Source organism: Hoeflea prorocentri (assembly GCF_027944115.1).
GTDB classification, from domain to species: Bacteria; Pseudomonadota; Alphaproteobacteria; order Rhizobiales; family Rhizobiaceae; genus Hoeflea_A; species Hoeflea_A prorocentri.
In genome coordinates this window covers 3,336,736-3,350,121 of the sequence record NZ_JAPJZI010000001.1, presented here as the reverse complement: position 1 = coordinate 3,350,121, position 13,386 = coordinate 3,336,736, and the positions used below count along the sequence as shown (strand labels likewise).

General features: G+C 56.9%; 11 protein-coding genes, 1 tRNA gene and 2 pseudogenes. 8 read left to right on the top strand and 6 right to left on the bottom strand.

Features of this window, described 5'->3' with window-relative positions:
- The first annotated feature begins 9 nt into the window (after window positions 1–9).
- Window positions 10–1,323 carry an alpha/beta hydrolase family protein gene (locus OQ273_RS15655; protein WP_267991428.1) on the top strand — a complete coding sequence of 438 codons (1,314 nt, stop codon included), beginning with the start codon at window positions 10–12 and terminating at the stop codon, window positions 1,321–1,323.
- Window positions 1,324–1,447: 124 nt separating this feature from the next.
- Window positions 1,448–1,524 (top strand) — tRNA-Arg (locus tag OQ273_RS15650).
- Between the two features lie 306 nt (window positions 1,525–1,830).
- Here OQ273_RS15650 and OQ273_RS15645 read toward each other — a convergent pair.
- The 5 genes from OQ273_RS15645 to OQ273_RS15625 are packed head-to-tail and all read right to left on the bottom strand — an operon-like array spanning window position 1,831 to window position 6,803.
- Window positions 1,831–3,117, bottom strand: a complete 1,287-nt coding sequence (locus tag OQ273_RS15645) for a TRAP transporter large permease (RefSeq protein WP_267991427.1) — start codon at window positions 3,115–3,117, stop codon at window positions 1,831–1,833.
- Window positions 3,114–3,644, bottom strand: coding sequence for a TRAP transporter small permease (locus tag OQ273_RS15640; RefSeq protein ID WP_267991426.1), 531 nt, complete (start codon window positions 3,642–3,644; stop codon window positions 3,114–3,116). The genes OQ273_RS15645 and OQ273_RS15640 overlap by 4 nt, the downstream gene beginning before the upstream one ends.
- A gap of 1 nt (window position 3,645) precedes the next feature.
- Window positions 3,646–4,644, bottom strand: a complete 999-nt coding sequence (gene dctP / locus OQ273_RS15635; RefSeq protein ID WP_267991425.1) for a TRAP transporter substrate-binding protein DctP — start codon at window positions 4,642–4,644, stop codon at window positions 3,646–3,648.
- A 15-nt stretch (window positions 4,645–4,659) separates the two neighbouring features.
- Window positions 4,660–5,616 carry a hydroxymethylglutaryl-CoA lyase gene (locus tag OQ273_RS15630; RefSeq protein ID WP_267991424.1) on the bottom strand — a complete coding sequence of 319 codons (957 nt, stop codon included), beginning with the start codon at window positions 5,614–5,616 and terminating at the stop codon, window positions 4,660–4,662.
- On the bottom strand, window positions 5,613–6,803 hold the full coding sequence (locus OQ273_RS15625; protein WP_267991423.1) for a CaiB/BaiF CoA transferase family protein: 1,191 nt from the start codon (window positions 6,801–6,803) through the stop codon (window positions 5,613–5,615). Before OQ273_RS15625 ends, OQ273_RS15630 begins: the two co-directional genes overlap by 4 nt.
- A 101-nt stretch (window positions 6,804–6,904) precedes the next feature.
- Here OQ273_RS15625 and OQ273_RS15620 point away from each other — a divergent pair.
- From OQ273_RS15620 to OQ273_RS15605, 4 genes and pseudogenes are all read left to right on the top strand, one after another.
- Window positions 6,905–7,027, top strand: a pseudogene (locus OQ273_RS15620) (LysR family transcriptional regulator); the annotation flags it as partial.
- Window positions 7,028–7,171: 144 nt separating this feature from the next.
- Window positions 7,172–7,828, top strand: a complete 657-nt coding sequence (locus OQ273_RS15615) for a LysR substrate-binding domain-containing protein (protein ID WP_267993115.1) — start codon at window positions 7,172–7,174, stop codon at window positions 7,826–7,828.
- A 747-nt stretch (window positions 7,829–8,575) separates the two neighbouring features.
- Window positions 8,576–9,745 (top strand): M20 aminoacylase family protein, encoded by a 1,170-nt coding sequence (locus OQ273_RS15610; RefSeq protein WP_267991422.1) that lies wholly within the window; start codon window positions 8,576–8,578, stop codon window positions 9,743–9,745.
- A gap of 221 nt (window positions 9,746–9,966) precedes the next feature.
- Window positions 9,967–10,776, top strand: coding sequence for an SDR family oxidoreductase (locus OQ273_RS15605; RefSeq protein ID WP_267991421.1), 810 nt, complete (start codon window positions 9,967–9,969; stop codon window positions 10,774–10,776).
- Between the two features lie 12 nt (window positions 10,777–10,788).
- Here the strand turns inward: OQ273_RS15605 and folE2 are convergent, their stop codons facing one another.
- Complete coding sequence (gene folE2 / locus OQ273_RS15600; protein WP_267991420.1) at window positions 10,789–11,880, bottom strand: GTP cyclohydrolase FolE2; 1,092 nt, start codon at window positions 11,878–11,880, stop codon at window positions 10,789–10,791.
- A 353-nt stretch (window positions 11,881–12,233) separates the two neighbouring features.
- Here folE2 and OQ273_RS15595 point away from each other — a divergent pair, with 353 nt between their 5' ends.
- A complete protein-coding gene (locus OQ273_RS15595; RefSeq protein WP_267991419.1) occupies window positions 12,234–12,944 on the top strand; it encodes a hypothetical protein in 711 nt (236 codons plus the stop codon).
- Between the two features lie 137 nt (window positions 12,945–13,081).
- A pseudogene (locus tag OQ273_RS15590) lies at window positions 13,082–13,375 on the top strand (4a-hydroxytetrahydrobiopterin dehydratase); the annotation flags it as partial.
- Window positions 13,376–13,386: the final 11 nt, after the last annotated feature.

Sequence of the window (13,386 nt, the reverse complement as noted above, 5' to 3'; positions counted from 1 at the left end):
GATCGCATCATGAAACACGCAATAGGGGCCGCAGTCCTGACCGGACTGCTCTGCACGGCAGCGCTTGCCGAAGACAATCGTGTTGATCTTGTCCGCCCGGACGCGCCAGAGCTGACCGCCCATGGCGACAGCCCGATCGGCGTTCGCACCCTTGAGGTGACCAACACCGGTCAGGTCGACATCCTCAAGGTCGAATCGGCCAACGACCTGCCGCGCTACGACCGGCCGCTGACCCTGGAAGTCTGGTATCCGGCCGCGGCCGGCACCGGTTCCGGAGGCACCTATGAAGGCGTTCTATTGCGCGACGGTGTCACCAAGGTCGACTTGAAGGGCCGCGCTGTCCGCGATGCCGAACCGGCAAAGGTCGACACCGGTTATCCGTTGATCGTCATCTCCCACGGCTATCCCGGCAATCGATTCCTGATGAGCCATCTGGGCGAGAACCTGGCCACGAAGGGCTATGTCGTCGTCTCCATCGATCACACCGAGAGCACCTATGACAACAAGGCGGCCTTCGGTTCGACGCTGGTCAACCGCTCAATCGACCAGACCTTTGTCGTCGATACGATCGACATCATGTCGAAGGAGGACGGGAACTTTCTGAGCGGGCTTGTCGATGCCTCCAATACGGGCCTCGTCGGCTATTCGATGGGCGGCTACGGAGCCGTCATCACCGCCGGCGGCGGCGTCACCCAGGCAAGCACGGAATATCCATGGGGCGCGCCGGCGGGCACCCTTGGTGTTCACCTTGCCGGCAGTGACAGCCATGAGGCGCTGATCGATCCGCGCATCAAGGCTGCGGTTGCCGTTGCGCCCTGGGGCATGAACACCGGTTTCTGGGATGCCAAGGGCCTTTCGGGCGTGCGCATCCCGATGTTCTTCATATCAGGCAGCGATGATGACGTATCTGGTTATGAAAACGGCACCAAGGCGATCTTTGATCTCAGCACCAATACGGACCGCTATCTGCTGACCTTCGAATACGCCAATCACAATGCCGGTGCGCCGATCCCCGCGCCAAGCGAAGCCTGGCAGCCCTCCGAACACATCGATTTCATCCCCTTCGACCACTATGCCGATGCGGTCTGGGACAATGTGCGCATGAACAACATCACGCAGCACTTTGTCACGGCGTTTTTCGGCCAGTATCTGAAGAAGGACGGTGAAATGCAGCCCTATCTCAATCTTGTTGAAAAATCCGGCGACGGCGTCTACGCGGTTGAAGAGGATGGAACCTTGAAGCCCGAGCACACCTACTGGAAAGGTTTCCCCAACCGCACCGCAAAGGGCCTGTCCCTCATGCACAAGACCAAGGGCAAGTAATAGGAAGGGGCGGCGGTCTTGAGCCGCACGGACCCTGTTCAATGACCGGTGCCGCGCACTTTCCAATTGCAGTGACGCGGCACATCGGTTATCCACCTTGCTGTGTTCGCGCTTACAGCGCCTGGCACCCGTAGCTCAGCTGGATAGAGCGCTGCCCTCCGAAGGCAGAGGTCACACGTTCGAATCGTGTCGGGTGCGCCAACAATTTTCAATGACTTAACAAAAATTTCGATTGCAAAGAGACCGTTTCGTCTCGCGTTTGTCTTGCGAATTTGAAACAAATCGCTTGAGTTGGCTCCGTAGATAGCATCAGGAACCTGCTTTCAATACGTGGAGCTTTCGATCTACGTCTGTGCCAACGTCTGCTATGCGGACTTTCCAACTGCTTGGTGGACGACCACGAACTTCTGCTCCAACAGGGTTTGCGGACTTCTGTTGCCAGTGAAGAAAAAATACATAGATAGAATCTTCAGCATGCGCGCGTGGCGAACCTCGTGATCGTGTCGCTCAGCCTCCGAACCCTGCGGCTTTGGGAAGCCATGTGGACAACGCTGGGAACACAAAGACGATGATCAGGCCAAGAAGCATCAGTGCAGCATATGGAAGCGCGCCGCGGATGACGTCGGCCAGCGGGGCTTTTGCGATGCCCTTGATGACGAAGAGGTTCATTCCGACGGGCGGCGTGATAAGCGCAAGCTCGAGGTTGATCATCAATAAGATGCCGTACCAGATCGGGTCGATGCCAAGTGCCAGCATAACCGGAAAGACAATTGGTGTGGTGATCAGGATGATCGAGATTGTTTCAAGGAACATGCCCAGCACAAGAATGAGCAGCATCACCGCGACAACAAACATGGCGGGGCTGAGGCCGATTGCCGTCACCTGTTCGACGATCTCTATGGGCAGGCGGATGATCGTCACGGCGTGACCAAACAGCGCGGCAGCCGCGAGAATCATGAACAGCATGGCAGTTGTGCGCACCGTCTCGAACGCGGTGATCCAAAGGTCACGCAGGCCGAAATTACGGTAGACCACAACGCTGATGATCAATGCATAGAGGCACCCGATCGAGGCTGCTTCAGTCGCTGTAAAAATGCCAAGATATATCCCCCCCAACACAACCGGCGGCATCAAGAGGGCCCAGATCGACTGCTTCATGCGCCCCCAGATGACGCCCATGCCTGCAAAGGGCTGAGCGACTACCGCGCCGCCGAAGCTCGCGCTGATCATCGCCCAGCCGGCAAAGATGGCTGCCATCATGATACCCGGAATCAACCCGGCCAGAAAAAGGGCTCCGATCGAGGCCTCGGTTACGATGGCATAAAGGATGAGTGGTCCGGAGGGCGGGATCAGGATCCCCAGCGTGCCGCCAGCAGCAATAACACCATAGGAATAGCTCGGGCGGTAGTTGAAGCGTTTCATCTGCGGGATGGCCGTCGAGCCGATGGTCAGAGCGGTGGCAACGGAAGATCCGGAAATTGCAGCGAAAATGGTGCAGGAGAGGATTGTGGCGACCCCAAGGCCCCCGCGCAAATGGCCTACCATCGCATTGGCAGCGTCATAGAGGTCTTTTACCACGCCGGCACGGATCATCACATGCGCCATGAAGGCGAACATCGGTATGGCCGTCAAAAGTCCGTTGTTCAGCTTGGCAAACACCGTATCGGCTGCGCTGTTCACATTGCCTTCGGTCAAGAGCATGATGATCAGCGAGGTCAGACCGAGACCGGCAAAGATCGGCATGCCGGTCAGCAAAAGAAAAATCAAACCGGCCAGGATCAGAAAAGTCATCATGGCCGGCGCACCGTCAGCAGCGTGACGATCCGGGCAAGTGCCGCCAGGATCAGGATCACCATGCCGATCAGCAGGAAGCCCTGCGGTATCCACATCCGGACGCCCAGATATCCTTCTGAGTAGATACCGAAATCGTAGGAGAACCGCACCATGAGCACAGCGCTATAGAGAACGGCGGCGGCCACCAGAATTACGCTGATCATCCCCCAGACCTCGACAAGCCACTGAGTGCGCGGCCCGGTGCGTTCGGTCAGCAGGTCGACCCCGAAATGTTCGCCGCGCAAAAGCACTTCGCCCGCGCCAAGGGCCACCATGGCTACGACAATGAAACCGTTGAGTTCATCCGAAAACGTGACCGGTGTTCCGAGCACATAACGCATGAAAACGCTGTAGCTCACGACCCCAAAGACGATGAGCACCAGCAATGCGGCCAGGCCCGCTCCGGAAAGCGTAACCAGGCGCACCGCACGTTCCACCCCTGAGACCGGCAAGGTCTCAGAGGCTTCGTTTTCATGGTCCAGCTTCATGTCAGTTGGAGATTTGGCCAACCAGCTCGAGCAGCTTGACACCGTCCTCGCCTGTTGCGTCTCCAAATGACGTGTCGAAAGCCGGGGCCATGAGTTCTTTCCAGACGGCCTCTTCCTCCGGCGTCTGGAAATGCACCTTCATGCCATTGTCAGCCAATTGCTGAGGCGCGGATTCAGAGGCCTCTTCAGACGCGGCAACCGCCCATTCCGCCGCCTTGGCGCCGGCCTCGGAAATGGCAGACTTCTGTGCATCTGTGAGGCCGTTATACCAGGCCGGGTTCAGGTAGCCGTGGAAAAATACGCTAAAGAGCGGCACGACCGTGACGTGGTCTTGCACTTCGAAATATTTGCGCGAATAGGCGGCGGCAATATCGGTCATGCCTGCATCGATGACGCCGGTTGAGAGCGCTTCATACACCTTCGAGCCAGACATCGCTGAAGGCGCGGCGCCCATAGCGACGAGGCCCGCATCCGCCACAGGGTTCAGCCCCCGGATCTTCACGCCCTCGAAGTCTTCGGGGTTAATCAGAGGCGATCCTTTCGACGTCATCGCTGTCATGCGTGTGGTGAAGAGCCACACCGCGTTCTGCACGCCTTTTTCAAGGAGCTTTTCTTCCAGAAATGCAGCAGCATCGCTGCCCGGCCAAGCGGCAAGCGTCTCCAGATTGGTCACGGCATAGGGCTTCAGCGTGACGTTCATGATCGGCAGGGTCCTGCCCCATTGAGGGTTGATCGAAAACGCGCATTCGATGTTGCCCTTGGCGACCGACGCGATGTTCTCGCGCGGGCCGACAAGACTGTTGGCGCCGAAGACCTGAACGTCAATTTCGCCGTTCGACAGCGTCTCAATCTCTGCGGCCCACCGGTCGATCACCTTCGCAATATGGTGCGCAGGTGGCAACTGGTGGCTGCAGCGCATCTCGGTTGCCTCGGCATAGGCCGCACTGCTGAAGCCGGTTGCGGCCATGAGCGCGGCCGCTGCTGTTTTCAGGATATTCATGTTCTCCTCCACTTTTCATCCAGTTGTTTGTTGGGCGTGCCAGTTGATCTGGCGCGGTGCTCCGGCACGTGGCAACGCACCAAAGAGATGTTCGTCAGGCATTTCGGACGCGGCGACCTCTCGGGCAGACATCAGCCTTTCCAGATCAATGCCAGTCGCAAAGCCCTTTCGTTCACAAAGGTATATGAGGTCTTCAAAGACCACGTTTCCGGTCGCGCCAGGGGCAAAGGGGCAGCCTCCGAGCCCTGCCAATGAGCCGTCAATCACCCGGATGCCGGCGTCGAGGGCAGCAGAGGCATTGGCGACGCCCATGCCCCTTGTATCGTGCAGATGAATGCTCAGCACGACGTCACCCAGTTCGTTTTGCACACGCTCGACAAGGTCTTTCACCTGATCTGGACCTGCAAATCCCACGGTATCCGCAAGTCCGATCACGTCCGCGCCGGCGTCCGCGCATTCTGCTGCGATGCGCACCACCTCGTTGGGGTCGACTTCACCTGCAATCGAGCAGCCGAACGCCATGGAGATACCGACCTGAACCAAGGGCGAGGTTTCAGAGCCGCTTGCCAGTTCAACGGTTCTGCCGACCAGTGCGATGGCTTCCTTTCGGGAGCGGCGCGCATTTGCCTGGCTATGCTCTTCGGTTGCGGAGACCACCGTGACGATTTCACCGACCGGGGTTTGAACCGCATCAGCCGCCCCTCGGTCGTTCAAAGCAAGTGCCGCGGAATGCACGTTGAGGTTCTGGCAAATGTCGATGATTTCCCGGACATCAGCGAATTGCGGCATAGCGTTGGCCGGAAGGAAAGATCCGACCTCAAAGTGTCGAACGCCCGCGTCACTTTCCCGGCGCAGCCATTCGGCCTTCGCTGCTGTTGACGGGTGGCGCTGGACCATCTGGAGACCGTCGCGTAAGCCCACTTCCCGCAACACCACCCTGTCGGGCGGGTATACTCTGGATAGACCAGTCACGCTGTTCTCCTGTTCACCGCGCCGCTCGCGGCCCGTGCTTCTGAAGGCGACAGGCCAAGCTCTGAAAGAACGCTCTCAGTGTCATTGCCGATATCTGCAACATCGAGTGAGGCGGGGCGGGGACTGTCGCCATCGACTTCGATGGGCAGGCCCGGAGCCCGGAACGCCTGTCCACCGGGCAGATGCGAGTGATGCAGACCGCCGGTACGCAAGACATGCGGGTCCTGATACATATCAGCCGGACGATTGATCGGCGAAAAGGGAATGCCGGAAGCTTCAAAAATCTCGATCAATTCGGCAAAATCGCGTTTCTTGATCGCTTCGGCGAAAATGGGGATCGTCCAGTGTCGCGCTTCGATCTGGTCCATCTTTGTGTGGAGCCGGCGATCATCCAGCAAATGCTCTAACCCGAGGGCGTTACACAATATCTGCCAGTGACCCTCGGTGACAGCACCCACAAAGATCTGACGCTGGTCATGCGTGTCGAAGATATCGTAAACCGGCCAGGAAAACTCCCGTTCGGGCATCGGGGCCGGTTCGCGTCCGTCCAGATCAAACTGAACCATGTGTTGCATGACAAGCATCAGGCAGTTCTCGAAAAGACCAATGCGTAAGGCTCGACCCTGTCCGGTCTGTTGTCGCTCCATCAAGGCCCCAAGAACGGCGAGCGCCCCGAACAGCCCTCCCATGATATCATTTGCCGAAGAACCAATGCGCAATGGGCGACCCGTTGGGCCAGTCATGTAAGCCATTCCGGTCATCATCTGAACGACCTCGTCCATTGCCGTTCTGTCCTGATAGGGGCCGTGCAGGAAGCCTTTGCAGGATGCTACGATCAATTTGGGGTATTTTTCCCGCAACTGCCCGGGCGCAAATCCCATCTTGGCAATCGACTGGTCGCGGAAGTTCTCGACGTATACATCGGCGGTTGCCAACAGCCGATCCAGTGCCGACGTTCCGGCCTTGGACTTGAGATCCAAAGTGATAGAGCGCTTGCCGCGATTGAAACTTGGGAAGAACCCGCGCCCCATCCCAGTCAGGTGTCGAGTCTTGTCTCCTGCAGGGGGTTCAACTTTGATGACCTCCGCTCCGAGATAGGCGAGGATTTGACCGCAACTCGGCCCCATAATCATATGGGTCATTTCAACGACCCGGATGCCGCGCAGAGGACTGAAATCGTTTGGCACCGTGTGTGCTCCAGGTGGACTCGCGTTAACAAACGCTACTCGATCGACATACTTTGCAAAATTATAATGTTTATAAAGCTTCTTTCTGATATCGAGAAAGCATGGACAGTCGACAGCTCCGATACTTTGCAGCGATCTTTGAGGAAGGCGCGCTCGCACGCGCCGCCGACCGAGAGAGAGTCGCGGTGTCTGCTTTGAGCAGGCATCTTTCCAATCTGGAGGCCGAACTCGGCACGCCATTGTTTGAGCGAATGCCAAGGGGCGTTCGTCCGACGGCATCTGGTGTTCGATTGTATGAGCACGCGCGCGCGATCCTGCGATCTATGCAAGCCGCCAGCGCTGATGTCCGGGAAACAGGAAACGAGGTCGTGGGCGAAATCTCCGTGGGTTTTGCACACTCGGCTGTCAAAGCAATCGGCGTGCCGCTGATGCAGCGTGTCTCGCAAACCTATCCGAAACTCCGCCTGCACCTCTCCGAGATCTTTTCAGGGTCCACCGCCCAACAGCTTGCGTCTTCGGAGGTGGATTTGACCCTGACCTACAATCAGCTCCCCGATTCACGGTTCAGGTTTCAACCGATCCTGGAGGAGGAGGTGGTTCTGGTGGGCAGGCCGGATGTTGTGGGCGGGCGCGGCACGATCAGCTTTGAGGCGTTACTGGACTTGCCGCTGATCATTCTACGCCAAGGCCTGAACACCCGGGCGGTGATGGACGACCCATCTCTTCTAAAGCGAATTGAAGAAAACGCGCAGTTTCAGATGAACTCGATCGCCGCAATCGGCGGGTCCCTTCTGTCCGGCCTCGGTTGCCTTGTGGGCACCGAATTTATCTTGAAGGAACACCTGGACGCGGGCGCATTGGTGGCCCGACCGATTGTGAAGCCGAAGCTCAACCGGACGCTCTATATAGGAGAATTGAGCGATCGCCCTGCAACCTTTGCTTTCGAGGCTGTGCGCCAGCTCTGCATTGAGCTGACAGTTGAAGCGATTGAAACGCAACAATGGAAGGCGACTCTGACGGGTTGACCAAGGAATATCGTCTACTGCGCCTTTCAACCAACTCGGCAGCATGGCAAAGCCTTTAGCCATGCGATCGAAACTTCAATCTGTGCCTCACAATGGCCACTGGAAATCTTTCGGACGAAGTGCAATCTCCACCACCGACCAATCATTGTTGCGAGAGCAGGGAACCGAACTGCAGCTATTAGACGCACAGCGGACAATTGTTCTCCCTGCAGCATTTGAAAGAACGGGCTCCAGGCAGACCGTCGCTGCACTGCATCTGGATTCGGTTGGATCAAACAAAACTTGGCTCTAAGTGCTTCGGTGTCCACCTGCTGGCAGCGAATGGAGTCTGGGCTGTCCAGACCGGACCAGAGAATGACAAGGTCCCATGAAAGGATTGTCTCATCGTTGCTTCCATCTTGCTTGTTCCAGTGCAAAATGCCGTTTTGAATTTCTTTTCAGAGGGTTATTTCGGTAGAGCGCCGTCTTCTTTGGGCGGTGCTCGATCTAAGTCTCTGAACCTAAATGGCGAACTGGTGGCTCGAAGACAGAAGTCATACGTTCGAAACCGTCGGGTGCGCTGGTTTTCAATCAGCCCAGAGACAATGGGTTTGCTTCAACCCACTTTCGCCAGCTTAAAGCCGTGAGTTTGCGCGATGGGCTCCAAGGGTCGGTGAGGGTTTGCAATCGTCGCCCCGCTATGCAGTATCTCTCTGGTTCCCTCCAACGGTCGGGTTATCAAAACCCGCAGAGCAAAAGAAGAAGCCAGTGCCGATTAAAAACAGATATGCCGAAATGCACAGTGAAATCTCCGCCTGGCGGCGCGATTTTCACGCCCATCCGGAACTGCTGTTCGAGGTTCACCGGACTGCGGGCAAGGTCGCAGAAATGCTGCGCGACTTCGGCTGCGACGAGGTTGTTGAGGGCATTGGACGGACCGGTGTCGTCGGGGTCATCAAGGGAAGAGTATCTGACAGCGGCAAGGTTGTCGGTTTGCGCGCGGACATGGATGCGTTGCCGATCAATGAGGCGACGGACCTGGATTATGCGTCCAACACACCTGGACTGATGCACGCCTGTGGTCATGACGGGCACACGGCCATGCTGCTTGGAGCGGCGAAATACCTCGCCGAGACACACAACTTCAACGGCACGGCCGTTGTGGTTTTCCAGCCGGCGGAAGAGGGCGGCGGAGGCGGCCTCGAAATGTGTCGCGATGGCCTGATGGAGCGCTTCGGAATTCAGGAAATCTACGGTATGCACAATTCTCCGGGTCTGCCGGTCGGTCATTTTGCAATCCGGCCCGGCGCGCTGCTGGCATCGTCCGATGAATTCGAGATTGTGGTCACGGGCAAGGGTGGTCACGCAGCTGAACCGCACCGGGCGGTCGACACCACACTTGTGGCGGCCCAGATCCTGATTTCCCTGCAATCAATCGTATCGCGCAACGTGAACCCGCTGCATCGTGTGGTCTTGACCGTCGGTACGTTTCAGACGGACAGTGAGGCCAGCAATGTGATCGCGCATCAGGTGAAGATGGCCGGGACGGTCCGCACGCTTGACGCACAATGGCGCGCATTTGCTGAAGAGCGCATACGAGACATTGCCGAGGGCACGGCCGCTGCTCTCGGCGCAAGCGCCGAAGTCAAGTGGAACCAAGGCTATCCGGTCACCGTGAACACCCCGGACAACACGGTCTACGCGGCAGAGGTCGCACGGTCGGTCTCAGGTGAGGTGGATGACGAGGTCGATCCAATCATGCCGGCCGAAGACTTCAGCTATATGTTGGAGGAACGGCCGGGCGCTTACATTTTTGTCGGAAACGGCGACAGCGCCGCGTGCCATCACCCCGCCTACAATTTCAACGACGAAGCGATTCCTTTTGGGTCGAGCTGGTATTCCGGGATGATCGAAGCACGCATGCCGGTTGGGGAATGATTACGACGCCGATATCTCATTACACTTCGCCAACAGGTTCTTGAAAGGGCATTGGAATGTCTCCGCCGGGGTGCTTTCGTTGCCGTGGGCCAAGCCGCACCGCACCGCAGCTCTTCTTCAATGTGATCCGCTTGTGACAACACCGCGTAATCGGGTAACGCGCCTGTCGCGGGTCCGTCGACCAAATCGTGTGATCAACAAAAAGCAAACACACCGAACCAATGACAACACAAACAACAAACGTCGATGAAATTCATTTTCCCGACGCATTCGAAATGCCGACATCGCAAAAGTGCTCTGTATTGGTCACAGGCGCCGCTCAGCGTTTGGGACGGGCCATTGCGGTAGATCTCGCGGCGGCCGGTTGGCCGGTTGTTATCCATTATAATGGTTCGCAGGATGCCGCCCTTCAGGTAAAAGACACCATTGAGCGGGATGGCGGGCGCGCGGCTATTATCCAAGCCGATCTGTCGCTCGAGGATGATGCGAGCCGCCTCATTGAACGTTCGGAAAAGCTGCTCGGGCCGGTCGGCATATTGATCAACAACGCCTCCGTCTTCGAATGGGACGACTCATCATCTGCGACAGCGGAATCCTTCGCCCTCCACATGGATATCAATCTCAATGCGCCACTGATCCTGTGCCAGCAATTCGCAAAGCGCCTGCCGGAAAGTGCGGGCGGGATCATCGTCAACGTCATTGATTCCCGTGTTCTTAATCCGACGCCGCGTCATTTGAGCTACACACTTTCAAAGACCGGACTTTGGACCCTGACCCAGGCCCTTGCCGAAGAATTTGCGCCCCGGATCCGCGTCAATGCGATCGGACCCGGCCCAATCCTGCCGCCAAAGGGGCAAACCATTGAAGAGTTCCGGGCCCGTTGCGCACGCCTGCCGATGCGGCGCCCGGCTTCCCTGTCGGAAGCCTGTGAAACCGTGCGTTTCCTGATTTCTCAAAGGGCCATTACCGGGCAGATGATTGCCCTTGACGGCGGTGATCATACCATCGGCCACGACCAACGAGTCACGTGATCGGACGAACCGTTAGCCGACATGGTATAGCGAGGCGAACATCCGTTGATCGTAGCTGACTTGCCGGAACGTCGGGCCGCTCGTGAGAATGGACACCGCGTCGTGGCTGTGTAGCGACTCCTGATGGCTGGCGACCACGCGGAAATCGCCGACCCGGCTTTCGCGCTCCAGACCATCGCAAATCAGCCGAACGGCGTCTTCAACGAAGATTGGATTGGACCCGTTGAGTTCCGCAAAGGCTTGCTCGTCTTCACGCTTGACCATTACCTGCGTCTCTGTCGGAATGGCGGCAACGCACAGTTCGACAAGGTCTTCGGTCCAAAGGGGTTCATCGTTCTCAATCACCGCCGAAATGCGTGCAACGGAACGCTGCGAATGCGGTGTTGCGATCTGACCGCGTGTGGTCCGCGCATGCTCGGACAATTCCAGCGAGCACGGACATGTTGACGAATAGACGTAATCCAGATGGATGATAGAGATGGTCTGCGGGCCTTGCCGGACCACCTCAAAGGCAACCTCATAATACTGGTAGCCATCAAGATCGCTGCGCAGCGAGCGTTTCAGCATGGGATAGCGGATGCTCAGTTGAAGCCGCGCGTCAAAACTTTCGAGATCATCCTGATAGCTCTCCAGAACCCGGTTGATCCGCCCGATATCAAATGGCTCGTCGGCATGCTTATAGAATGAGCGCAGGATCCGGCTCATGTTGATGCCCTTCTTCGAAGCTTCAAGGGAGACGGAACCGGTCACCGATGTTTCCAGCAGAAGTTCTCCACCGGCGCGCGTCTGCCAGGTCAGAGGAAGGCGAAAGTTCGACACGCCAACGTGCTGGATTTCTGTCTTTGCGCCCTTGATGAGGCTTGAAGGTCCGTTCTGCAAATCGGGCATGCCGGCCTTGTAGGCTGCGTCCGGAACAAAATCTTCAGGGTAACTCCTGTTGAGATTCCTGCTGTCCCCGCGCGCTGCTTCAGTAAGAAGATCGTCATCCAGTGCCAGCGCCCCATGGCGTCTGAGGATGTCAAGCGCCGCTGCCACCTCATCGCGGGTGGGCGCGGGCAAATCCTCCGCTTCGGTCAGCTGATTGGCAAGGACAATCTCGTTCATAGCGTGCGACTCCCTGAGTAAGCTAAGGGGATACGGGTCAAGCTGCAGGTTAGATCAGTCTTTGATACTGATTATGTGGGTTAATTTGAACGTGGACGGAATATCACAGCAGGTCAGTGCCGAAATTCACCGCTTTGGCTTTTGTCGTGACAAGATCGCAGAAGCCGATTGAAAACACTTGGTCCAGATCGAAGGCATATGATCTGCCAATGCTGTGTGATAGGGCGGACCATGGAAGGCTCAATTTGCTCTTGCAGGTGAAGATACTTGACCATAAGGAAGCCGGTGAAGATATTTTCTAAGCCAAAAATCGCTAAAATTCATAGAGTTGTTAGTGGGCTCGTGTGACGACCATGAAATCGGATTTGATTGTTCTCATTCTAGGCAGTGCTCCGGACGCGATGCGGGCGGCAATCTGGCCAAAGCCTGAGGCCTGCAAAATAGTAAGCGTGAACAATGCATGGAGGGTCCGCGATGATTGGGATTACAATATCTTTCCGGACGATTTCCCCTCGGAAAACTGGCCTGACCGGGTCGGCCCCGGGCAAACGGTCATCACCTCGGATAGCTATGTTCCCGCGAACAATCAGTATGGTGGAATTGTCTATGCCGGGGCGACAATGGCGTTTAACGCCGGCTATTGGGCCTTGAGCGCATTGAAACCAAGGGTCCTGGCCTATTTGGGTTGCGACATGGTCTACGAAGGCCAAAAGACACATTTTTATGGGCAGGGCGAGCCCGATCCGCTTCGCGAAGATGTGACCCTTTCATCTTTGGAAGCCAAATCGGCAAGGCTTATGACGCTCGCGGCAAGACAGCACTGTGCCTGTGTCAATCTGTCGGAAAAGAAGGAAAGCCGGTTGCTGTTTCCAAGGGTCAGTCACAAAGCGCTGTCCACTGACATACCGATACCCGGATACGACCCGGATTTTGCCAGTAGGGCTCTAGGCCTGGAGCAGGAAGCGGGATACCTCGTCGAGGATGGCCGGTATTGGGAACATGATGCATCTTTTGATCCCGCTGTGCTTGCCACAATAGACGAGCTCTGGATGTCCGCTGTTTAAGGATTGAAGAAAACACGCCCCGGCTCAACCGAGCAATCAGCTGGCTTTGATTCCGCGGAACGCGTGCTTGGACTTTTTGTGGAGCGCGCTACATTTGTAGCTGCTATCCATTCGAGGCAATCCTTTAAGGAGCGATCATGGCTGAACTTGTGAGTGAAGAGCGGCGCAACGAGATACTTCCCGGGCTTGGCGTTAAGGGATGGGTTGGTGTTCCCGAACGGGATGCCATCAGGAAAGTCTACATGTTCGGCAATTTTGTGGATGCCTGGGGCTGGATGACAATGGTGGCTCTGCATTGTGAAAAGCAAAACCATCATCCCGAATGGCTCAATGTCTATCGGACTGTCGATGTAACGCTGACAACCCACGACGCCGGCGGTCTCACCGATCTGGACTTACGCATAGCCAACAAGATGGACGAACTGGCTGAACACTTCAGCAA

Excerpts from the sequence above, each read along its gene's own strand:
- OQ273_RS15655 (WP_267991428.1), top strand. The coding sequence starts at position 10 with ATGAAACACGCAATAGGGGCCGCAGTCCTGACCGGACTGCTCTGCACG.
- OQ273_RS15645 (WP_267991427.1), bottom strand. The coding sequence starts at position 3,117 with ATGATGACTTTTCTGATCCTGGCCGGTTTGATTTTTCTTTTGCTGACC.
- OQ273_RS15640 (WP_267991426.1), bottom strand. The coding sequence starts at position 3,644 with ATGAAGCTGGACCATGAAAACGAAGCCTCTGAGACCTTGCCGGTCTCA.
- dctP (WP_267991425.1), bottom strand. The coding sequence starts at position 4,644 with ATGAATATCCTGAAAACAGCAGCGGCCGCGCTCATGGCCGCAACCGGC.
- OQ273_RS15605 (WP_267991421.1), top strand. The coding sequence starts at position 9,967 with ATGACAACACAAACAACAAACGTCGATGAAATTCATTTTCCCGACGCA.
- folE2 (WP_267991420.1), bottom strand. The coding sequence starts at position 11,880 with ATGAACGAGATTGTCCTTGCCAATCAGCTGACCGAAGCGGAGGATTTG.
- OQ273_RS15595 (WP_267991419.1), top strand. The coding sequence starts at position 12,234 with ATGAAATCGGATTTGATTGTTCTCATTCTAGGCAGTGCTCCGGACGCG.